Source organism: Anaerococcus sp. AGMB09787, from assembly GCF_022808955.1.
GTDB lineage: Bacteria > Bacillota > Clostridia > Tissierellales > Peptoniphilaceae > Anaerococcus.
In genome coordinates, this window is record NZ_JAKZEY010000011.1 from 1 (window position 1) to 20083 (window position 20083).

Annotated in this window: 26 protein-coding genes; 2 read left to right on the forward strand and 24 right to left on the reverse strand. The window is 36.2% G+C overall.

Going from position 1 to position 20083, the window contains the following annotated elements; all coding sequences use genetic code 11:
• Positions 1 to 840 precede the first annotated feature (840 nt).
• The 9 genes from MUN42_RS03260 to glmM all read right to left on the reverse strand — a co-directional run bounded on the left by MUN42_RS03260 (position 841) and on the right by glmM (position 6228).
• On the reverse strand, positions 841 to 1284 hold the full coding sequence (locus MUN42_RS03260) for a Fur family transcriptional regulator (RefSeq protein ID WP_243342933.1): 444 nt from the start codon (positions 1282 to 1284) through the stop codon (positions 841 to 843).
• A 107-nt stretch (positions 1285 to 1391) separates the two neighbouring features.
• Positions 1392 to 1775, reverse strand: coding sequence for a 50S ribosomal protein L7/L12 (gene rplL, locus MUN42_RS03265; protein WP_243342934.1), 384 nt, complete (start codon positions 1773 to 1775; stop codon positions 1392 to 1394).
• Between the two features lie 31 nt (positions 1776 to 1806).
• The gene (gene rplJ / locus MUN42_RS03270) at positions 1807 to 2358 is read right to left on the reverse strand and encodes a 50S ribosomal protein L10 (protein WP_243342935.1); all 552 of its coding nucleotides are present in this window, start codon (positions 2356 to 2358) and stop codon (positions 1807 to 1809) included.
• A gap of 194 nt (positions 2359 to 2552) precedes the next feature.
• Positions 2553 to 3263 carry a 50S ribosomal protein L1 gene (rplA, locus tag MUN42_RS03275; RefSeq protein ID WP_243342936.1) on the reverse strand — a complete coding sequence of 237 codons (711 nt, stop codon included), beginning with the start codon at positions 3261 to 3263 and terminating at the stop codon, positions 2553 to 2555.
• A 36-nt stretch (positions 3264 to 3299) separates the two neighbouring features.
• The gene (gene rplK, locus MUN42_RS03280) at positions 3300 to 3728 is read right to left on the reverse strand and encodes a 50S ribosomal protein L11 (protein ID WP_243342938.1); all 429 of its coding nucleotides are present in this window, start codon (positions 3726 to 3728) and stop codon (positions 3300 to 3302) included.
• 52 nt (positions 3729 to 3780) lie between these two features.
• On the reverse strand, positions 3781 to 4395 hold the full coding sequence (gene nusG / locus MUN42_RS03285; protein WP_243342939.1) for a transcription termination/antitermination protein NusG: 615 nt from the start codon (positions 4393 to 4395) through the stop codon (positions 3781 to 3783).
• Between the two features lie 7 nt (positions 4396 to 4402).
• Positions 4403 to 4585, reverse strand: a complete 183-nt coding sequence (secE, locus tag MUN42_RS03290) for a preprotein translocase subunit SecE (RefSeq protein ID WP_243342940.1) — start codon at positions 4583 to 4585, stop codon at positions 4403 to 4405.
• Between the two features lie 9 nt (positions 4586 to 4594).
• Positions 4595 to 4744, reverse strand: a complete 150-nt coding sequence (rpmG, locus tag MUN42_RS03295; RefSeq protein WP_243342941.1) for a 50S ribosomal protein L33 — start codon at positions 4742 to 4744, stop codon at positions 4595 to 4597.
• 131 nt (positions 4745 to 4875) lie between these two features.
• On the reverse strand, positions 4876 to 6228 hold the full coding sequence (gene glmM, locus MUN42_RS03300; RefSeq protein ID WP_243342942.1) for a phosphoglucosamine mutase: 1353 nt from the start codon (positions 6226 to 6228) through the stop codon (positions 4876 to 4878).
• 105 nt (positions 6229 to 6333) lie between these two features.
• On the opposite strand from glmM, the gene MUN42_RS03305 reads away from it, so the two are divergent.
• Together MUN42_RS03305 and rsmI are read left to right on the forward strand one after the other, a co-directional pair.
• Positions 6334 to 7035, forward strand: coding sequence for a methyltransferase (locus tag MUN42_RS03305; RefSeq protein ID WP_243342944.1), 702 nt, complete (start codon positions 6334 to 6336; stop codon positions 7033 to 7035).
• A 9-nt stretch (positions 7036 to 7044) separates the two neighbouring features.
• Complete coding sequence (gene rsmI, locus MUN42_RS03310) at positions 7045 to 7866, forward strand: 16S rRNA (cytidine(1402)-2'-O)-methyltransferase (RefSeq protein WP_243342945.1); 822 nt, start codon at positions 7045 to 7047, stop codon at positions 7864 to 7866.
• Positions 7867 to 7960: 94 nt separating this feature from the next.
• Here rsmI and MUN42_RS03315 read toward each other — a convergent pair whose 3' ends face one another.
• The 15 genes from MUN42_RS03315 to MUN42_RS03385 all read right to left on the reverse strand — a co-directional run bounded on the left by MUN42_RS03315 (position 7961) and on the right by MUN42_RS03385 (position 20018).
• Complete coding sequence (locus tag MUN42_RS03315) at positions 7961 to 8134, reverse strand: 4Fe-4S binding protein (RefSeq protein ID WP_243342946.1); 174 nt, start codon at positions 8132 to 8134, stop codon at positions 7961 to 7963.
• A gap of 129 nt (positions 8135 to 8263) precedes the next feature.
• Positions 8264 to 9073, reverse strand: a complete 810-nt coding sequence (locus MUN42_RS03320) for a stage 0 sporulation family protein (protein ID WP_243342947.1) — start codon at positions 9071 to 9073, stop codon at positions 8264 to 8266.
• A complete protein-coding gene (locus MUN42_RS03325; protein ID WP_243342949.1) occupies positions 9070 to 9864 on the reverse strand; it encodes a DNA polymerase III subunit delta in 795 nt (264 codons plus the stop codon). The genes MUN42_RS03320 and MUN42_RS03325 overlap by 4 nt, the downstream gene beginning before the upstream one ends.
• Positions 9861 to 10190, reverse strand: a complete 330-nt coding sequence (locus MUN42_RS03330; protein ID WP_243342950.1) for a cyclic-di-AMP receptor — start codon at positions 10188 to 10190, stop codon at positions 9861 to 9863. Before MUN42_RS03330 ends, MUN42_RS03325 begins: the two co-directional genes overlap by 4 nt.
• A complete protein-coding gene (gene tmk, locus MUN42_RS03335; protein ID WP_243342951.1) occupies positions 10187 to 10816 on the reverse strand; it encodes a dTMP kinase in 630 nt (209 codons plus the stop codon). Before tmk ends, MUN42_RS03330 begins: the two co-directional genes overlap by 4 nt.
• A 133-nt stretch (positions 10817 to 10949) precedes the next feature.
• Positions 10950 to 11432 carry a staygreen family protein gene (locus MUN42_RS03340; protein WP_243342952.1) on the reverse strand — a complete coding sequence of 161 codons (483 nt, stop codon included), beginning with the start codon at positions 11430 to 11432 and terminating at the stop codon, positions 10950 to 10952.
• Positions 11432 to 11965, reverse strand: a complete 534-nt coding sequence (locus tag MUN42_RS03345; RefSeq protein WP_243342954.1) for a hypothetical protein — start codon at positions 11963 to 11965, stop codon at positions 11432 to 11434. The genes MUN42_RS03340 and MUN42_RS03345 overlap by 1 nt, the downstream gene beginning before the upstream one ends.
• Position 11966: 1 nt before the next feature.
• Positions 11967 to 12950, reverse strand: a complete 984-nt coding sequence (locus MUN42_RS03350; protein ID WP_243342955.1) for a radical SAM protein — start codon at positions 12948 to 12950, stop codon at positions 11967 to 11969.
• Between the two features lie 60 nt (positions 12951 to 13010).
• Positions 13011 to 14723, reverse strand: coding sequence for a catalase (locus MUN42_RS03355; protein WP_279323793.1), 1713 nt, complete (start codon positions 14721 to 14723; stop codon positions 13011 to 13013).
• A 322-nt stretch (positions 14724 to 15045) separates the two neighbouring features.
• Positions 15046 to 15843 (reverse strand): serine hydrolase, encoded by a 798-nt coding sequence (locus tag MUN42_RS03360; RefSeq protein ID WP_243342956.1) that lies wholly within the window; start codon positions 15841 to 15843, stop codon positions 15046 to 15048.
• 8 nt (positions 15844 to 15851) lie between these two features.
• Positions 15852 to 16337, reverse strand: a complete 486-nt coding sequence (locus MUN42_RS03365) for a class A beta-lactamase-related serine hydrolase (protein ID WP_243342957.1) — start codon at positions 16335 to 16337, stop codon at positions 15852 to 15854.
• A 12-nt stretch (positions 16338 to 16349) separates the two neighbouring features.
• On the reverse strand, positions 16350 to 16613 hold the full coding sequence (locus MUN42_RS03370) for a hypothetical protein (RefSeq protein WP_243342959.1): 264 nt from the start codon (positions 16611 to 16613) through the stop codon (positions 16350 to 16352).
• Positions 16614 to 17397: 784 nt separating this feature from the next.
• On the reverse strand, positions 17398 to 18198 hold the full coding sequence (locus tag MUN42_RS03375) for a metal ABC transporter permease (protein WP_243342960.1): 801 nt from the start codon (positions 18196 to 18198) through the stop codon (positions 17398 to 17400).
• Positions 18191 to 18859 (reverse strand): metal ABC transporter ATP-binding protein, encoded by a 669-nt coding sequence (locus tag MUN42_RS03380; protein WP_243342961.1) that lies wholly within the window; start codon positions 18857 to 18859, stop codon positions 18191 to 18193. Before MUN42_RS03380 ends, MUN42_RS03375 begins: the two co-directional genes overlap by 8 nt.
• A 1-nt stretch (position 18860) precedes the next feature.
• The gene (locus tag MUN42_RS03385) at positions 18861 to 20018 is read right to left on the reverse strand and encodes a zinc ABC transporter substrate-binding protein (protein WP_243342962.1); all 1158 of its coding nucleotides are present in this window, start codon (positions 20016 to 20018) and stop codon (positions 18861 to 18863) included.
• Positions 20019 to 20083 lie beyond the last annotated feature (65 nt).

The window sequence follows — 20083 nt, forward strand, 5'->3', positions numbered from 1 at the left end:
TTATCTATCTTTTTTATAATTTTGTCAAGAGTTTTTTTGCCTTTTTTATCATTTATTTATTTTGTATAATAAGCTCAAAATTAAGCTTAAATCTAATATATGATTTATATTAAATATTCATCTCTTCCCAGTCTAAAAAAGTTAATAATAATATAACTAGCTAAGATATCAAAATAAATACTGTAAATCTTACTCTATCTAATGTCTTTAATAATATTATCGAAAATTCTCGGATTTGGTAACTCTATTATTTACAAAACATTGTTAAAAGATTAGGGAATGGATAAATCGTATTCTAAGTTATGTTTACAATAAATTAGGGCTATATTAGCTTGCATTATTTCCTTTTGCTTTATTTACAATAGCCCTTATGTCTACTCAAATTTGTTATAATTAAGTTTAAAGAAAATATTAATAATTACCAATGAAAGATAGGAGAAAAGAAACTATGATCTAATCAACAAAGATACCCCAATACCAAGCTTATAATTTATAAGCTTTATATGAGAGAGGCAAATAATAGGCTAGTAAATATTGGTATATAATCTACTTGGTGGATAGATATTCTGAATAATTAAGTAAAATGAAGGAAAATCAATGGTTTCTTAAATGAGTAAAGTCCAAAAAATATCAAAAATTAATAGAGCTTAATAATAGACCAAGAAAATATCTAAATTATCAAACTCCATTTACAATATCTATCCACGTATTTAGTTTACTGTAAGTATCTCAATATTATTTGCAATTTGTTATATGATAGAGGATTTTAGTGAATTTTTTATATGTTTCTTAATATAGTTTAAATTGATAAATCATCAATAAAATGCGTAAGCTATACACTTACCTACATTCTGGACATACACCTCTAAATATAACTTCAACGCTATCTATGTCATAATCATCTAAGCTTTTGGGATATTCTATATTAACTACATCAACATCCTCTATTTTTCCACAAGATTCACATATAAAGTGACCATGGTTAGACTTTTTGAATTCGTATCTCTTGCTAGTCATATTGAAGTCTAGCTCTTTTATTATCTTTTTTTCAACAAGAAGATTTAAGGTATTATAGACTGTAGCTTGACTTATTACAGGGTCTAATATCTTGAGATCTTTGTAGATACTATCAGCCGTTGGATGGTCAGGATGCATTATCAAATAGTCCAATACCAAAAGTCTTTGGTGAGAAACCCTTATACCATGGTTATTTAATATTTCTTTTACTTGAGATATCCTATGCCCATATTCTTGAGTTCTAAGATTTTTTGCTAAATTTTCCACCTTTTACCTCTTTCTAATATTAGAACTATTATTTAATGTAATATACCAGTAATTTAATAATTTGCAATATAAAAGGCTCTCAAAGAGAGCCCTTAAATTAAAGAAAACTATGCTAATTCTACTTCAGCACCAGCTTCTTCAAGTTTAGCTTTTACATCTTCAGCTTGGTCTTTAGCTACTTTTTCAAGAACTGTCTTAGGAGCTCCGTCTACTAGAGCCTTAGCGTCTTTTAGTCCAAGACCAGCTACGTCTTTAACAACTTTGATTACGTTGATTTTTGATTGTCCTGCTGATTTAAGAACTACGTCGAATTCAGTTTTTTCTGCTTCTCCACCTTCAGCTGCACCTGCTGCTGCTACTGGAGCTGCTGCTACTGTCGCTTGAGCTGTTACGTCAAATTCTTCTTCGATAGCCTTTACTAGGTCTGATAGTTCTAAAACTGTTAGGTTTTTGATTTCTTCTAATAGATTTGTTACTTTTTCGCTTGCCATTTTAAATATTCTCCTTTAATTTATTTTTTAATTATTCTTCGCCGTTTGCTTCTTTTTTCTCACGTACTGCATTAAGCACGATTGCAATCTTAGATACTGAATTGTTAAGATCTCCTGCAAGTCTTCTAATAGGTGCTTGTAGTACATTTGCTAGCATTGAGTGTAGTTGGTCGATTGTTGGTAATGAAGCTATTGCCATCATTTCTTCTCCTGTTTGGAAGTTTCCTTCTACTACTCCTGCTTTTAGTATTAATTTTTCTTTTTTCTCTTTGTCTTCTTTTCTGAAATCAACTGCAACTTTTGGCCCGTTTACTATGTCTTCGTTAGAGAAGATTAGGGCGTTAGAACCTGTAAGTTGATCAGCGAACTCATCATAGCCTAGTTCTTGGAAGGCAAATCTCATCATTGTGTTTTTGTAAACCTTGTATTCTGACTTGCTTTCTCTAAATTTGTTACGTAGGTCTGTGATTTCTTTTACATCCATACGATCAAATCCAACTAGGGTAACTGATTGAGCTTGCTCGATTTTACCTTTGATTTCATCAACTACTAGTTGTTTAGCAGCTATTGCTTTTTCGCTCACTTTTTCACCTCCTATAGGCTTTGGTAGGTATATAAAAATCCCCACAAATAGGCATAGCATTTATGCCTACATCGGTGGGGATGTAGTTTCTGTATCCCACCTATACGCAATTATTAAACGCTAAGGTCTGCGTAGTCTTTGGTAGCCTCGTTATTTGACTTTTATACTATATCACAAATATTTTATTTTGCAAGTTATCTTTCGACTAAATCCATAGCTCTTGCAGGTGAGATTTTTACACCAGGGCCCATAGTAGATGCAATAGTAATTGATTTCATATACTTACCCTTAGCTGCTGCTGGTTTTGCCTTAGCAATAGCTGTGATAAGGGTTGTGATATTTTCTGCTAATTTTTCTTTGCCAAATGAGATTTTTCCTGTTGGAACGTGTACTAGGTTTGCCTTGTCAGTTCTGTATTCTACCTTACCAGCCTTGATGTCTTCGATAGCTTTTTGAACATCATTTGTTACTGTTCCAGTTTTTGGGTTTGGCATAAGGCCTTGTGGTCCAAGTAGCCTACCTAGTTTACCAACTGTTGCCATCATATCTGGTGTTGCAACTACAACATCAAAGTCTAGCCAGTTTTCGTTTTGGATCTTAGCAGCATATTCTTCTCCACCTGCATAGTCAGCGCCTGCATTTAGAGCTTCTTCTATCCTATCTTCCTTAACGAAAGCTAGCACCTTTTGTGTCTTACCTGTACCATTTGGTAGAATTACTGTTCCTCTGATTTGTTGGTCAGCGTGTCTGCTATCTACACCGAGCTTAAAGTGCAATTCTACAGTTTCATCAAAATTTGCCTTAGCAGTTTGTGCTACAATATCTAAAGCTTCGTCTAATGTGTATTCTTGTTTTAAATCAAAAGCTTTTTTTGATTCTAAGTATTTTTTTCCTCTTTTAGCCATTTAATTCCTCCTGTGGTCTATGAGTTCCCTCTCCCACTAATCTTCTACAGTAACTCCCATACTTCTTGCTGTACCTGCTATCATGCTAACTGCTGCCTCAAGGCTTGCTGCGTTAAGGTCTTTCATCTTTGTGTTAGCTATTTCTTCAAGTTGGCTTTTCTTGATTGATCCAACTTTGTTTTTGTTTGGTTCTCCTGAACCCTTGTTTAGGTTGATAGCTTTTTTGATTAATACTGGTGCTGGTGGTGTTTTTGTTATAAATGTAAATGTCCTATCCGCATATATAGTCATTTCTACCGGTATAATCATGCCAGCTTGGTCTGCTGTTTGTGAATTAAATGCTTGAACGAAGTCCATGATATTAATTCCGTGTGGACCTAATGCTGTACCTACTGGTGGCGCTGGAGATGCAGCTCCTGCTGGTACTTGTAATTTTACTATTGCTTTTACTTCTTTTTCTGCCATTTTTTACCTCCTTGTGGTTTAAACGGGTCTAACCTCCCACGTATCGACAGTTCTAAATTGTTTCGATATCTGTAAAGTCTAGATCTATTAGGGTATCCCTACCAAACATATCTACGTAGGCCTTAATACTTCCCTTTTCTGTATCTACTTCATCAACCTTGGCTACAAATCCTTCAAATGCTCCTGCTATGATATTGACATCATCGCCAACTTTTACATTGATATTTAAGATAGGAGCTTCGTCCTTTACACCAAATTTTCTAACTTCGGCAGGAGTTAGGGCTATTGGCTTACCTTCCGGTCCTACAAAGCCTGTAACACCTTGGGTATTTCTTATAATATACCAGCTCTTGTTGGTTACGTTCATCTTGATCATAACATAGCCTGGAAATAGCTTTCTAGTCTTTACTTTCTTAGAGTCATTTTTTACTTCGACATACTCTTCAGTTGGTACTGTTACATCAATTATGTCAGGATTTTGCTCATTATCAATCATCATTTGAATTTTATCTTTGACCCTGTTCTCATATCCTGTATAAGTGTGAACTACATACCGTCTGGCGTTTTCTCTGATTTCAGCTAGCCTTTGATCTTCTTTGTCATTGATACTTGGATTAGCTTCTAAGTTTTCTTCTTTTTTTTCTGGAGAATCGTAAGAATCTGTCATCTTCCACCTACATAATTACTGAAATTAAGAATTGGAAAATCTTATCTAAGATCCAAATAGTTATTCCTACTAGGGCAGAGATAGCAATAACAATTCCTGTATACTCTACTGTAGTCTTGCCCTTTGGCCATTGGATTTTTTTGAATTCCCTAGATACTCCTGAAAAGAAAGATTCTTTTTTCTTTGCCATAGTATCTCCCTACTTTGTTTCTCTATGAACAGTGTGTTTCTTGCAGTGTGGGCAATATTTCTTTAATTCGATTCTTTCACTATGAGTCTTTTTGTTTTTTGTTGTATCATAGTTTCTGTTTTTGCACACAGTGCATTCTAATTTTACTTTATCTGCCATAAAACACCTCCTATATATTTATACGGATATCTCCATACAATGGTTTATAATACCACCTTCAAGCTATTTTGTCAATATTTAATTAAGCCTTTTGGTGGGATTTTTTCCATTATAATAGGCTTAGCTGATAATTAATTTTCTTCAGCTAGATTTTCTTCCTTTATAGTAGCTGCTATTTGCTCTGCGCTTTTACTTGCAAGCTCACTTGTTTCTGCCTCTACCATAATCCTTATTAATGGCTCGGTACCACTAGGTCTAACTAAGACCCTACCAGAGTCCCCTAGGGCTTCTTCTACTTGGCCTATTGTATCATTTACTTTTTTATTCTCAAGTGTATAGTTCTTGTCCTTAACCCTTATATTTACTAGCTCTTGTGGGTAGATTTTTAGATCTCTTAGCAAGGAATTTAGGTCAGTCTTATCTTCTATCATGGCTTCCATTATCTTTAGAGAGGTCAAGATGCCATCTCCCGTATTGGCAAATTTCTTGTAGATGATATGGCCTGATTGTTCTCCACCTAGCTCATAACCCTCTTCGTCCATCTTGGCATGGACATACTTATCGCCTACTGGAGTTTGGACATAGTTTATGCCAAGTTCATCAAGAGCCTTATATAGTCCCATATTGCTCATAACTGTTGTAACTACTGTATTTGATGGCAAGGCTCCCATTTTTTTCATATATTTTGCACTAAGATACATTATAGCATCACCATCTACTATATTCCCCTTATGATCAACTGCGATACACCTATCTGCATCTCCATCAAAGGCAAAGCCAATGTCGAGTTTATTATCTACTACAAATTTTTGCAAGCCCTCTATATGAGTAGATCCAGCATCCTTGTTAATATTAAAGCCATTAGGATCAGCATTTATAACGAAGGTATCAGCTCCTAGAGCATCATATACTGGTTTTGCTATGGTAAAGCTTGCTCCGTTGGCACAGTCAAGGCCTACCTTGAAGCCCTCAAAGGACTTGGTAACTGTCCTTATTAGATAGGCTATGTACCTATTTCTTCCCCCAACAAAGTCTACAGTCCTACCTATATTTTCATCAACTGCTAGGTCTATATCTCTTATATCGCTGTCTATATATTTTTCTAAGTCTTCGAGGAAGTCATCCCCCATCTTTTCGCCTTCACTGTTAATTAATTTGATACCATTATCAGTAAAAGGATTGTGGCTTGCAGTAATCATTACTCCAAGGTCGAAGTCTTCTGTTTTGGTTATATATGAAACTGATGGTGTAGGAGTTACATGGAGCAAGTGGGCATTTGATCCTGATGATGTGATACCAGCAGCTAGGGCTGATTCATACATGTAGGAGGACCTTCTTGTGTCCTTTCCTATAATGATCTTGCCATGACCATGTTTTTTAGGTGAAAAATAATCTCCTATATACCTTCCAATCTTAAAAGCGTGGTATACATCAAGATTTTTATTAGCTTCTCCTCTAAAACCGTCTGTACCGAAATATTTCATTCTTCTTCTCCTTTATCTTTGGTATGGTTCTATTATACCATTATCAAGGGATTGATAATATAAAAAGTAAATTGTAAGTTATGAACAAAAGCCTATAATAAAGATATGATGAAACTAGACTACCTACCAAGAACAAAAATTAAAATGATTCATGTTGATAAGTCCTACTCCTTTGGAGTTGACTCTATAATCCTTGCAGACTTTGCCAAGATGAAAAAAGGAAAAATAGCCCTCGACATAGGATCAGGAACTGGGGTCCTTTCCTTTCTAACAAGTGAGCTTTATGGACTCAAAAAAGTCTACTCAGTAGAAATTCAAAAGGAAAAGGCCGAGCTCTTAAGACGAAATATCGAATTAAACCAAGTTGATAATATAGAAGTCATTAATGATGACCTAAACAAAATCAACTTCGAGCCGAACTCCCTTGACTACATAATTACAAACCCTCCCTACTACAAACTAGGCCACAATATAGCTAATGCCGATCTAGAATTTCTTATATCAAGACAGGAAAAATACCTAAAGCTAGAAGAAATTTTCGACTTTGCAAGAAAGAGCCTAAAGGATAGGGGTAGACTCTATATGATCCACAAGCCAGAAAGGATGGTCGGCCTCTTTAGCAAGAGTAAAAGTCTTATACCAAAGAGGGTTCGCTTTGTCCACTCAAGAGCAAGTGAAAAGCCCCAATTTATCCTCATAGAATACATCAAAAACGCCAATGAGGGCCTCAAAATCGAAGATCCCCTCATAATTTATGACAATGACCACTACAGTCCAGAGATGAAACAAATATCTGGACAAAGCTAAGGAGCAAATATGGATTACCAAATATACTTTGTACCAACCCCCATAGGAAACCTAGAAGATATGACAATAAGGTCTATCAATGTCCTAAAAGAAGTAGACGTCATAGCCTGTGAAGATACCAGAGAGAGCAAGAAACTCCTAGACTACTATAATATAAACAAAAATCTAACTTCCTACCACAAATTTAATGAGCAAGCCAAATCTGAAGCTATCATAGAAGATATAAAAAATGGCAAGACCTATGCAGTCATTACCGACCAAGGTATGCCGGGTATATCAGACCCTGGCCATATCCTTATCAAAAAATGCCAGGAAGAAGATATCTCCTACACCATCTTGCCAGGGGCAAGCTCAATTATAACGGCCTTAGTTGGATCAGGACTTGATAACGATAGCTTTGCCTACTACGGCTTCATCCCCAAAAAATCCTCAGACAAAAAAGCCTACTACGAAAAGCTAGTTAAGGAAGATAAGACATCCATCATCCTAGATACACCCCACAAGCTAAAGGAAACCATAGAAGACTTCAAGAAGCTCTTCCCTGAAAGACGCTTGTGCCTGGCTAGGGAGCTAAGCAAGAAATTTGAAGAATATAGGCTAGAGAAAATATCAGAAATCCATCCAGAAACCATAACCCTCAAGGGCGAATTCGTCCTTATATTAGAAGGAAGGAAGGTCGAAGAAAAGTCAATAGCAACCTATGAAGACGAAATAAAAAGCCTCCTCAATGATGGCAGGAGGACCAAGGATATAGTTAAGATTATAAAAGAAAAATCAGGTCTAAGTAAGAACGAAATCTACGACTACGTCCTAGACCTAGGCAAAAATTAAAACCTTGGCCCTAGCTAAGCTAAGCTTAGGGCTTGAGCAAAAAATGGCCATAAGAAAAAGCCCTCTAAGGGGCTTTCTTTTGTTATGTATATGATTATTCTTGGTCGATTGCTTCTGTTGGGCAAACAGCTGCACATGAACCACAATCTATACATGTATCAGCATCGATTTCGTAAGCTGCATCTCCTTGTGAGATTGCACCAACTGGACATTCACCTTCGCATGTTCCACAAGATACACATGTATCTGGATCTATTCTATATGCCATAATTTCCTCCTATGTATTAATTATCTTATGGTAATAATATACAACATATTTCTAATTAAGTCAAGAATTTTTTATATTTATTCTTATTAGCCCGTCAAAACGATAATTTATTCGTATTGATTACCATTATCATTTGCTATACTTTATTTCCTTGATTGGGTAGGTCTTCTCAATTTCTTGGTCGCTATCGGTAAGTTTTACCCTAACCTTTGAAGCATTCTTGATATAATCATTTGATAAAACTAGCCCATCTCCATCATTAGTATGGACTTGTTGGCCTACTCTTGGCATAATTTTTTTGGCTTTTTTGTAGCATTCATCTTCATAAGATAGGCAACACATTAGACGACCACACATACCAGAAATTTTGGTTGGGTCTAGGGTTATATCTTGGTTCTTGGCCATTTTTATGCTAAGAGGTTTAAAGTCTGTCATAAACCTTGTGCAACAGCATTTTTGACCACAAGTTCCAAATTGGTCTATCATCTTAGCGTGGTCTCTGACTCCCATTTGCCTAAGCTCTATCCTATTCTTATAGATAGCCGCCAGGTCCTTTACAAGGGCTCTAAAGTCCACCCTGTTTTCGGACTTAAAGTAAAAAGTTAGCTTGGACCTATCAAATGAATAGTTTGCATCTATTATTTTCATATCAAGACCATGTTTTTTGACCTTTTGCTTGCATACTTCGATTGCCCTGATAGCATCTTCCTTATTTTCATCAGCCTTATCTAAGTCTTCCCTATTAGCCCTACGAATTATCTTAGATATTTCTCTTGACTCATCCTTGTCGACATCTATTTCACTTATTGCGACTTCTGCTAGTTCTAAGCCGTTATTTGTATTTACTATTACCTTATCATTATCATTTAGTTCAAGGTCTCCTTTATCAAAATGATATATTTTTCCTGCAGGTTTAAATCTTACTCCTACAACCTTCACCTTCTATTCCCCTCTCTAAATATTGTAAAAAAGATTTTTTCTATAGCTAGATCATAATTTATATTTACTTTATTATATGACTTTATGTCTTCTAAGCAAAGTATTATTGTCTCTAGGCTATCTATTCCTATTCCATCAAATTTTTCTACAATATATAAGTTGTCACTATCTAGCCTTGCTTGCCTGTAATTTTTTTCTAGAATTTTTTTAAAAAGTTCCAATATTCCATCCAATAAGACTTCCCTATCTTCCCTAAAGTCTTCCAAAAAGTCCTTATTCTTATAAAAGGTCTCGATCTTTCCCTGGTAGGTATCAGCGACCAGCCTATAGAGGGCCAATCTATCAATAGCTAGCTCCCTAGGGGATGAGCCAATCCTTACTAGCTGGCACCTTGACCTAATAGTAGGTAGGATAAGGTCGGCATTTGTTGTTGTAAAGATTATCTTGACATAGTCCCTTAGCTCTTCAAGGCTCTTTAGCATGGCATTGGCTCCCTCTGCCCTCATCTTGTGAGCCTTGTTTATGATATAGATCTTTACCTTAGAGTTAAGGGGTCTTATATAGATAGATTTTAGAACTTCTCTTATTGTTTCTATATCGATTATGTCCTTACCCTTATCAATCATATAGACATCTGAGCTTTGGGTCGGATTTTCCGAAAGTCCGTATGATTTTAAGATATCTCCTGCAAAATTTAGGGCGAAGTCCTTGTTATATTCTTCGTCCGGCCCTTCTAGGATATAGGCAGAAGCAAGGGTATTTTTCTCTAACTGCTCTTCTAGGATACTCATAGTTGAATGTATTGTTCTACATCAATTACAAAGATGGTAGCCCCTCCTACAGTTATCTCTATTGGTACTGTGTTGGTCAAGATAGAGCTTTCTACACTAGGATTTATGATATTGGTCTTGGTATTTCTCTTCTTGCAATTACTTTCTATAATACCAAGTACCTCTTCAAGCTCATTTTCTTCGACACCTATAAGCAAGGTTGTGTTTCCCTTCTTAAGAAAACCACCAGTTGTCGCAAGCTTAGTTATCCTATAACCCTCTTCTGTTAGTGCATCTATTAGAAAATTAACGTCTGCATCTTGCACAATAGCTATAAGTAATTTCATATCTTCTCCTCCAATAACCTATATATTAAATCTATTGCTTGATCTCTTACTTCATCCACACTCAAGGTCGCATCAATTTTTTTGATCTTGTCCTTATAGGTCTCTGCTATAGAATTATAGGCATCAAAAATCTTCTTGTGGAAGTCAAAATCTTCGCTCTCAAGACGGTCTGCTTCAAAATTTTCCCTCTTCCTAATGAGTGCAGTCTTGTAATCTATATCAAAAAATATGGTCAAATCAGGCTCTATACTTCCCGTTGCAAAGTCATTGATAGCTCTTATCTCATCAACTCCAAGCCCCCTGCCGACTCCCTGGTAACAAAGAGATGATAGGACGAACCTATCTGATAAGACAAGCTTGCCCTCTTCTAGGGCTGGCCTTATCTTCTCTTCTACTAGTTGTGCCCTTGATGCTGCAAACAATAAAGCCTCACACCTCGCCGTCATAGAAGAATTTGCCTTATCAATTATTATATCACGGATTTTCTCAGAGATATCAGTTCCTCCAGGTTCCCTAAAATCTATAAAATCGATTCTTTCTTCTCTGAGTCTTTCCTTAACTTTTGCTAAAACCGTAGTCTTTCCTGATCCATCCGGTCCTTCAAATACTATAAATTTACCTTTCATACTTATATTATACCACATCTTAAAAATTATAATTAGTAATAAGAAACTAGATTATAGATGTAAAGTACTAGCAAGCAAAAATCCCCACAAAAAATGAAGGGCATGGCCCTACACTTAATTTATTACAAGCATATCAAATTTTTTTCTTATAGTGGGCAAGTGTCTTGTAGTCAAAGCCTGGCTTATATTTCTCTAAACCATCATCTCCATAAATATAATCATAGAGGTTCTTTTCTTCCCTAACAAGGTTTAAGCTTGGATTAGCTGACCTATACTCTTCTCTGAGTGTAAGATTAAGATCATCAGGACTAAGCTTTCTCTCAGCCTTTAGAATGGCTATAAGGGAATTCTTTAGGTGACCTTCAAATATCTTAAACCTTCCTTCTGGGACGTATGCTGATTTTTCATTATCAAGGAGGAAGGCAACTACAAATTTATTATCTCCCCAATAGGCAAAGACCTCATCTAGCTTATCTGAAAGCTTGTATTCATCAAAGTCCTTCACAATGTGAACCATGAGATTGCCTGTTTCATCATCGTGGGCTAGGATATACTTCCTCTCCCTAAGGTCAAGCTCTTTGGCACTATCGTATTCTTTTACTCCAAGCTTCATCATTATAGGCCTAGCCTTTTATTTAGGATTTCTACTGTGTACTTACTAACAAGTAGACCAACAAAATAAATCACTACAGTAACTATAGCTGTTGGTATATAGCCTGCTTGGATAAATCTAGATTGTGGGACAAAGAATTTTACTATAAAAAACGAAGTCCACACAGAAATACATGACCTTATTGGGACAGAATAAACTATATTTCTATTCTTCTTATAGTTTCTAAAAATCACAAGGGTTATTATATCTGCCAAGATTCCTGAAAGAACTCCAGCCAAAGCACCAAATATTGTCATCCTCATCATATAAAGTCCATAGGCTATTGAAATTATAGAAACTGTACCAATTCTCCTAGTTACCATGGCTGTTGCCGCATAGATAAAGGCAAAGACTGGTGCTGTAACAAGTACTCTAGATGAAGGAATTGGTAGAGTCATGCTTATAGTATACAAAAGCCTACCTACAACTACCATTAGGGCTAGGGCAAGTGCCATCAAAACCCAATCTCTTAGTGTAAATTTTTTTAAATTTTCCATATTAATCCACCAAACTACAATATCTATCGAAGCCCAAATAGTCTCCGCTATCAGCAAAGGCCCTAGCCCTACATCCACCACATATATCGTGGTTGTTGCAAGTCTTACATAGACCTTTGTATTGGTCAAAATCTCTTAACTTCTCAAATATCGAACTATTATTCCATATATCAAGGAAAGAATTTTCCCTCAAGTTACCAGCCTCTATCTCTGCATAAGGACAGATATTTACCCTACCGTCATAGACTACAGAGCAGTAAGATGTTCCAGCTATGCAGGCCTTCCTAACCCTTGGATCAAGACCTAGGTCTTTGGCTATTACTGTGGATTGAGGAGCGCAGGTTGGCTTGATAAAGATGTCGCTCTCGTATTCCAAAACTTCCTTTATGGCTTGGAGGTACTCCTCCTTATTTAAGTAGGAATCGCCGAGATTTTTCCCTCTACCTGTCATTACCAAGAATAAAACATGGATGGATGATGCACCTAGCTCTGTTGCAAAGTCTAGGATCTCTCTTATTTCATCCTTATTAAGTCTTGATATGGTAGTATTTATTTGGAGCTTGACCCCATTTTCCCTAAGAAGTCTAATCCCCTCCATGGTTTTATCGAAGGCACCCTCGTAGCCTCTAAATTCATCATGGGTCTTCTTGTCAGTAGAATCAATTGATACAGCTACAGACTTTATGTATTTTTTGATATCCAATATATTATCTTCATTTATCAAAGTTCCATTTGATCCAAGGCAAGTATAGAGACCAAGGTCCTTGGCATATTTAGCGAGTTCAAAGATATCAGGTCTCATAAGGGGTTCTCCACCTGATAGTTTGATCATATTAAAACCAGCTTCCTTCATATCCCTAAACAATTGCTTACATTCTTCTGTAGTCAATTCTCCTGAAGTATCTACATCTTCGCCAGAATTTCTATAGCAATGTTTACAAAATAGGTTGCAAGCCCTGGTTGTATTTAATGATACAATGTTCATTTAACCTCCTTTTTTAATTAAATAAGGACTGCCCGAAAGCAATCCCTATTTGTAAAATTTTTATAGCAAGTATGGGTCGTTTTCCCAAGAGATAAGACTCTTAGGATCTTCCACGTTGGTATCTCTACCTTCTTCTGGTAGGTCCATTGCACTTTCTGGTTCAGCAGGTTCTGTTGGATAGTTGAGATCAGCATCTCTTGCTATTTCCTTCTCCCACTCTTCTCTTGATGCAGGTATGTTCATTGTTACATCTACATCGTCAATGTTTATGCCAAGTGCCTTAGCTACACCCTTACCATATTCAGGGTCTGCTTGGTAGCAGTTTCTGATGTATCTATGTTTTATTTGCATGGTAGAATCGCCCATATTTCTAGCAGTATTTTCAAATAAAACTAGTTTTTGCTCATCTGTCATTCTATTAAATAGCATACCTGGTTGGGTAAAGTAGTCGTGGTCATCTTCCCTGAAGTCATATCTTTTTACAGTACCACCTTCATCGTGTGGTATTTCAAGTTCTGGTTGGTCTTTCCATGCTCCGTATGAGTTTGGACCGTAGTGGAGTTCTGAGCCCTTGTTCCCATCTACTCTCATAGCTCCATCCCTGTGGAAATCGTGAGGATTTTTTACACCTTGTGGGCTATTTACTGGTATTTGATGGTGGTTTACACCTAGTCTATATCTTTGAGCATCTGAATAGAAGAAGGCTCTAGCTTGGAGCATCCTATCTGGTGATAGAGCAATACCAGGAACTATATTAGCAGGTGAGAAAGCAACTTGTTCTACATCTTGGAAGAAATTATCTGGGTATTTATTTAGCACATATTCACCTACTGGAATTAGTGGATAATCTTCCTTTAACCACATCTTTGTTAGGTCGAATGGGTTGTTTGGATGTTTTTTAGCTTGCTCTTCTGTCATAACTTGGATATACATCTTCCATTTTGGATATTGACCATTTTCTATAGCTTCATATAGGTCTCTACCTGAAGATTCTCTATCCTTACCATTTACAATCTCTGCTTCTTGGTCTGTGTAGTTTTGGATACCTTGTTGGCTTCTGAAGTGGAATTTAACCCAGAATCTTTCTCCCTCTTCATTGTACATAGAATATGTATGAGAACCGAATCCATGCATATATCTAAATGATGATGGGATACCCCTATCAGAGTTAATTATTGTTGTTTGTAGTAATGATTCTGGTAGAGCTGACCAGTAGTCAAAGTTTGTATTTGGGCTTCTTAGGTGGCTCTTAGGATCTCTCTTAACAGCGTGGTTTAGGTCGATAAACTTCATTGGATCTCTAAAGAAGAATACTGGTGTATTGTTTCCTACTACATCCCAGTTACCATCTTCTGTATAAAATCTTACAGCAAATCCACGGATATCTCTTTCAGCATCAGCAGCTCCACGTTCTCCAGCTACTGTAGACATTCTAGAGAAGACCTTGCACTTATTACCTACCTTAGAGAATAATTTAGCCTTGGTATACTTGGTGATATCATCTGTTACAGTAAATTCTCCCCAAGCACCCCATCCCTTGGCATGCATTCTTCTTTCTGGAATAACTTCCCTATTAAAATGAGCTTGTTTCTCAAATAACCACAAGTCTTGGATAGAAATGTGACCACGTTCTCCGGCAGTCATAGAATCTTCGTTGTTGTCTACAACTTGTCCACCAGCACGTCTAAGAGTTGGATCATCAGCTACATTTTGATTTCTACTTGGTATTGACTTTTCAACCTTGTTTTTTTTTGTTGGATCAATTTTTGCCATGTTAACCTCCTATTGATTCATATTCTCCACAAAATAGACAATAATCATCTATTTATTTAATTTACTTATAAAACTATTGTACTCTCATTAAATTTTAAATCAATTCTAAGCTTATAATTATTTTAATATTTTCGCCTAATATTATAAGAATTTTTTAACTTGATTCAAATATGAAATTAACAAAAGTCCTATAGTGAGGATATGGACACCCCTCCTTATATATATGCCCAAAATCTTTAAGAATATTAAAAAAAGACCAGTAATCCTACCGATCTTTCTTACGATATTACAAAATTTTATTGTCTATGACCTTAATAAATCCCTATCCCCTATTAGCCTTTATGATATCATCTAATTGACTTCTTATTTTTTGGGCTTCCCTTATACTTTTTATTAATTCATTCCTTATCCCTAGGCTTGTCTTAGGGGCCTTTTCTAGGAGGATTTTGCCTGCCCTTACATATATATCATTTTGATAAAAGGCTAGGGCTAGGTCCTTGTTTATATTTTTAAGCTCGCTTTCATCAGTAAATACAAGTCTTATTAGGTTGATTTTCCAAATATCTTCATCTCCTGTAGGACTATTTGACCCTTGATTTAAGATATCGATAGCCTTACCTACTAGGTCTTCAGATTCTCCTATAAGTTCTTCGAAATTCGCCCTTATAGGTTTTACGGTATTGGGACTAGTATTTATAAGGATCTTGGATGCTTCTACAAAGATTTGGTTTTTGTAGATGGTATAGGCTATTTTTTTATTATCTGTAGCCAATCTTTCATAGAATTCTTCTTCTTTTCTTTCCTGGTCTTTGATATATTCTTCATCAAAGCTTTCGAAGGCCTTGGTTACCTTCTCTCCTAGGAGGTTCATTAAATTAACTTGGCTAGCCTTATCCATATAGTCTTGGTTGTCAGTAAGAAGGCTAATGGTAAAGGCTGACTTGTCTGTTTCTATAAGGGCAAGGTCATTTTCTATAGTTATAAGCTCACCTGTTTTGTTGTAGGCGGTATAATTTGGATTTATATTTTTTAGAAGCTTTTTTCTTTTGGAAGACGAATTTTCCATAGACTCAAGCATATCTTTACTTATGTAGTCATCTGCTGTGTATATGGCTACCATCCCCTTGGTTAAGTCCCTTGGATTGGTATATTTTGCTTACCTCCTCCTAGCATATACCTATTTAGTTGGGTCAAATTACTCTTGGTATACTTATAAATTGTTTGGTTTATCCTATCAAAACCACCCAGGGCATCTATTAGTCTATTTGTCGCTTCATTATCTGAATTTCTTAAAGCAAGGTCAAGATCTCTTTTTATCTCATCTGTATAAGATAAATCTCCACCTAGGACCTGCTCTCTTACAGCAAGTCCTATAAAAATCTTGATGGTTGACGCTGATGTAAAGTAGTCTACATCAGTATTTTGCATATAAACATCGACATCACTTGGCCCATAAAGGCTTTTGATATGGACTTGGTAGTCAAGTTTACCATCAACAGTAGAAAAAACGGCCTCTCGAATATCATTTTTTAAATCGGCTTCACTGGCATAGGCCCTGCCAGCAAAGAAAAAAAGTCCAAAAATAAGTAAGAATATTTTAAATGTCTTTTTCATAATTACTCCATCTTACAAATTATCCAAGATCTTTCTTTTTAAATCCTTGAGGGCTTGGGAATCTTTCGGTCCAAATTCTTCATAACTTATCCCAAAGCTTTTTACAAGCTCACTTGTCTTATCATCTAGGTGGAGCTTGCCATGAGATATGTAGAAACTATCAGACCCCTTAGCATATTTTGCTACTGGTAGACCTTGAGGAATTTTATCATCTTCTTTCTTGTAACCTTCTTCTATAAGTTTATTAAATATTTCTCTATTATTTAGTATTACCATTTCGTATCCTTTATATTAATATGTAAATCCCAGAGGCTGATAGGATTTTCTTTTGATCTTTTTTCTTGATTTAGCTTAATTGATTTGTCATTTTTACAAAGGACTGAGTTTGAACTTTGTATCCTTTGTTTTTGATAATTTCAAACTCATTTCCTCCTTAAATAAGGTAGATGACTATAGGGAGGATAATTCTAATTGCTATAATAAGCACAGCAAGGAAAAGAAAGAATAGTTTAGTGGCTCTTTGGCCTAAGGTAGGATATAAATTCCTATAAGTTTTTCCTAACCACTTGATTAATATTTCCTTATGGGTAACTTTTTCACTTACCCCTACCAGCAAATCTTTAATATTAATTAGGCAAAGACACCCTAGAAAAATTTGTTTTAAGGAAAAGTCTTCTAATTTAACCATCAAATAAAGACAAAGCCCCAAGCTAAGGGTTGATGCTAGATATTTAGTCGTACTGATCTTATTTAAAAAAATACTTTCACTAGTCATAATACCTAATTCCTATAATTTTCCCCATGAATCACTATCAGTTTTTTACTCATATTTTTATCGATAATATAATCATATCACATAATTATAATTTTATTCAAAGGATTAGGAAAAAGTAGAATGACCAGGTTATAAGATTAACCTGACAAGTATGACCAATAAAATAAATTTATCTCTAATGACAATATCTAAGAACTTCAATTTAATCCCTAAGCCTTCTTAGTATTTTTACTAACATATTCCGAAATTCTCACTAAAGCTCACAAGAAAAAAAGCCTAAGTCTCTTACTTAAGCTTTCTTCTGATAAGTCCTATTATGGAAAAGATTATTAGGAAGGTTATTCCTATTAAAACTATGGTTCCTCCAGGTTTTAGTCCCTTGTAGAAGGAGATGCTTATTCCTCCTAGCATAAATATTAGGGAGAGGACTAGGGATAGTATATAGGTTGACCTGTAGGACCTTGCGACCATTAGGGCTGATGCCACTGGTATTACCATGAGGGATGTTATCATCAGGGCTCCTACGGTCTTTACTGAAATAGCTACTGTTATGGCAGTTATTAGGGTAAAGAGACCATCGACCACATGGATCTTAACCCCAGACAGTCTAGCCATTAGGGGATTGATGGAGTTATACAAGAGTCCATGGTAGTAGTATATGGAAACAAAGCTAACTAAGATAAACATGACGCCTATAATAAGCAACTCTTCTTTACTTACTGTAGTTATTGATCCAAATAAGAAGGATTCAAAGCTTGCCCCTCCAGGTGTAAAGTCTGATAGGACTGCAGCAAGGCCTATACCAGTAGACATTACTATAGCTGTCGCCATATCCCCATATTGGTCAAACTTCTTCCTTATTGTTTCTATGGCAAAGGCTGATAGGATACATATAATTAGTGAAACCAAAAGGGGATTTATTCCCATAATTAAGCCTAGGGCTATTCCAGATAGGGATGAGTGGCTAAGGGCATCGCCTATCATAGAGGTCTTTCTATTAATCATTACCATCCCTATCATAGGGATAATTAGGGAAATCATAAACCCTGCCAAAAGGGCTCTTCTCATAAAATCGTAACTAAGCATGGCTTATCCTCCCCTCATGAAGGTATAGGATTCTTGTAACATAGTCCTTTATTAAATCAAGCTCGTGACTAATAATAAGGATCGTTAGGCCATGGTACTTGTTTAAGTGGATTAGGAGTTTCAAGAAGTCTTTCTTGTGCCTGGCATCAATACCAACTGTAGGCTCATCTAGGATAAGGAGCTTGGGATCTGATACCAAGGCCCTAGCTATCATCACCCTTTGTTGCTGACCTCCTGAGAGGTCCTTGAAGGGCTTTTTCCTAAGCTTTTGGATGGAGAGGTCCTTGAAGGTAAAGTCAAGTCTCTCCCAGCACTCTTTTGTAGGTCTCTTGAAGATATTAAACTTTTTGTAGAGACCCAGGATGGCATATTCCTCACAAGTTATGGGGAAAGCTATCTTTGTCGAATCCTTCGCTTGAGGAACATATCCAATCTTGTCATAGTCCTTGAAGGCTTCTATGTCCTTACCTAGGATTTTTATCTCTCCTCCATCCTTTTTTAGGTTCTTAAGGAGGATATTTATAAGAGTAGACTTCCCAGCCCCATTTTCTCCACTAAGTGCTAGGAAGTCTCCTTCATTTACGTCAAAATTTATATCGTCTAATATTAAATTGTACGGATAGGAAAATTTTAAATTCCTTATTTCTATAAGTTTAGTCATATTAGGCTAGGGAATTGTAGATTGCTTCTAGGTTTTCTTTGATTAATTCTTGGTAGGTTACTTCGTTTTCTAATTCTTCATCAGATGCAAACTCTATAGTTGAGATAGGCTCAGCAGTTGCGCCAATTTCATTAGCTAGGGTCTTGGCTTCTTCATCTGAACCACCCTTTTCATAGAAGACTACCTTTAGTTTTTCTTCCTTGGCAAGGTCTGTTACTTCCTTAAGAACCTTGGCATCTGTTTCTCCTGTTGAAGTTAGGTTGTTTAGGGGGATTTGTTCAAGGTCAAATCTTTTAGCCAAGTAACCAAAGGCTTCATGTGGTACTATGAATTTCTTGTTTTCTACTGATGAGAATTTTTCGCTATATTCATTAACTATAGCATCTAGTTCATCGGCAATTTTTTGGTAGTTGGCTTGGAAGTAGTCCTTGTTGGCAGGATCTATCTCTGATAGCTTGTCAGCTATAACCTTGGCTTGTTCTTTACCATTTTCTGGGTCTAACCAAGTATGAGGGTCAAATTCGCCGTGGTTGTGGTGGTGATGGCCTTCTTCTTCACGGTCATGCTCTTCAACGTCTTCGTGTTCATGATCGTTGTCTTCAACGTCTTCGTGTTCATGGTCTTCTTCGTGTTCATGATCGTGGTCTTCACCCTCTTCATGTTCGTGGTCTTCTTCGCCTTCTTCATGGTCATGTACATGGCCACCTTCTGCCTTTATATATTCGATATTTTCTGATGTATTGACAAAGTCTGTTTCTACATTTTCTTCAACATCTTCAGCCCATTCTTCCATACCAGCTCCATTTATAAAGATTAGTCCAGCCTCTGATAGGTCTGCTATTTCCTTGGCTGATGGTTCAAAGCCATGGGATTCTGTCTTTAGATTGGTGAAGGATTTTACTTCGAATTTATCTCCTGCTATTTGTTTGGTTAAATTATATATAGGATAAAAAGAAGCATAGACTACAGAGCTTTCTTCATTTTCTTCTGATTTCTCTTTTTCTGTTGAAGGTCTAACTACTCCCTCACTATCTTCTGTAGATGGTCCAGATGTTACTTCTGTATTTTCTATATTTGCCGGTTCTCCTTGATTATTGTTGCCACAAGCTGTTAAGGCTAAGCTCAAAGCAAGTAGGGTTATTATTTTCTTGTTTTTCATTATTCCTCCTCTTGCAATTTATTTGCATATTTAATTATATTCGAGTTTAAACCTTTGTCAAATAA

Bases quoted from the DNA above. Each gene is read 5' to 3' on its own strand.
- rplL (WP_243342934.1), bottom strand. From the start codon at position 1,775: ATGGCAAGCGAAAAAGTAACAAATCTATTAGAAGAAATCAAAAACCTA.
- rplA (WP_243342936.1), bottom strand. From the start codon at position 3,263: ATGGCTAAAAGAGGAAAAAAATACTTAGAATCAAAAAAAGCTTTTGAT.
- rplK (WP_243342938.1), bottom strand. From the start codon at position 3,728: ATGGCAGAAAAAGAAGTAAAAGCAATAGTAAAATTACAAGTACCAGCA.
- nusG (WP_243342939.1), bottom strand. From the start codon at position 4,395: ATGACAGATTCTTACGATTCTCCAGAAAAAAAAGAAGAAAACTTAGAA.
- secE (WP_243342940.1), bottom strand. From the start codon at position 4,585: ATGGCAAAGAAAAAAGAATCTTTCTTTTCAGGAGTATCTAGGGAATTC.
- rpmG (WP_243342941.1), bottom strand. From the start codon at position 4,744: ATGGCAGATAAAGTAAAATTAGAATGCACTGTGTGCAAAAACAGAAAC.
- glmM (WP_243342942.1), bottom strand. From the start codon at position 6,228: ATGAAATATTTCGGTACAGACGGTTTTAGAGGAGAAGCTAATAAAAAT.
- MUN42_RS03305 (WP_243342944.1), top strand. From the start codon at position 6,334: ATGATGAAACTAGACTACCTACCAAGAACAAAAATTAAAATGATTCAT.
- rsmI (WP_243342945.1), top strand. From the start codon at position 7,045: ATGGATTACCAAATATACTTTGTACCAACCCCCATAGGAAACCTAGAA.
- MUN42_RS03315 (WP_243342946.1), bottom strand. From the start codon at position 8,134: ATGGCATATAGAATAGATCCAGATACATGTGTATCTTGTGGAACATGC.
- MUN42_RS03325 (WP_243342949.1), bottom strand. From the start codon at position 9,864: ATGAGTATCCTAGAAGAGCAGTTAGAGAAAAATACCCTTGCTTCTGCC.
- MUN42_RS03330 (WP_243342950.1), bottom strand. From the start codon at position 10,190: ATGAAATTACTTATAGCTATTGTGCAAGATGCAGACGTTAATTTTCTA.
- tmk (WP_243342951.1), bottom strand. From the start codon at position 10,816: ATGAAAGGTAAATTTATAGTATTTGAAGGACCGGATGGATCAGGAAAG.
- MUN42_RS03340 (WP_243342952.1), bottom strand. From the start codon at position 11,432: ATGATGAAGCTTGGAGTAAAAGAATACGATAGTGCCAAAGAGCTTGAC.
- MUN42_RS03345 (WP_243342954.1), bottom strand. From the start codon at position 11,965: ATGGAAAATTTAAAAAAATTTACACTAAGAGATTGGGTTTTGATGGCA.
- MUN42_RS03350 (WP_243342955.1), bottom strand. From the start codon at position 12,950: ATGAACATTGTATCATTAAATACAACCAGGGCTTGCAACCTATTTTGT.
- MUN42_RS03355 (WP_279323793.1), bottom strand. From the start codon at position 14,723: ATGGCAAAAATTGATCCAACAAAAAAAAACAAGGTTGAAAAGTCAATA.
- MUN42_RS03360 (WP_243342956.1), bottom strand. From the start codon at position 15,843: ATGGTAGCCATATACACAGCAGATGACTACATAAGTAAAGATATGCTT.
- MUN42_RS03365 (WP_243342957.1), bottom strand. From the start codon at position 16,337: ATGAAAAAGACATTTAAAATATTCTTACTTATTTTTGGACTTTTTTTC.
- MUN42_RS03370 (WP_243342959.1), bottom strand. From the start codon at position 16,613: ATGGTAATACTAAATAATAGAGAAATATTTAATAAACTTATAGAAGAA.
- MUN42_RS03375 (WP_243342960.1), bottom strand. From the start codon at position 18,198: ATGCTTAGTTACGATTTTATGAGAAGAGCCCTTTTGGCAGGGTTTATG.
- MUN42_RS03380 (WP_243342961.1), bottom strand. From the start codon at position 18,859: ATGACTAAACTTATAGAAATAAGGAATTTAAAATTTTCCTATCCGTAC.
- MUN42_RS03385 (WP_243342962.1), bottom strand. From the start codon at position 20,018: ATGAAAAACAAGAAAATAATAACCCTACTTGCTTTGAGCTTAGCCTTA.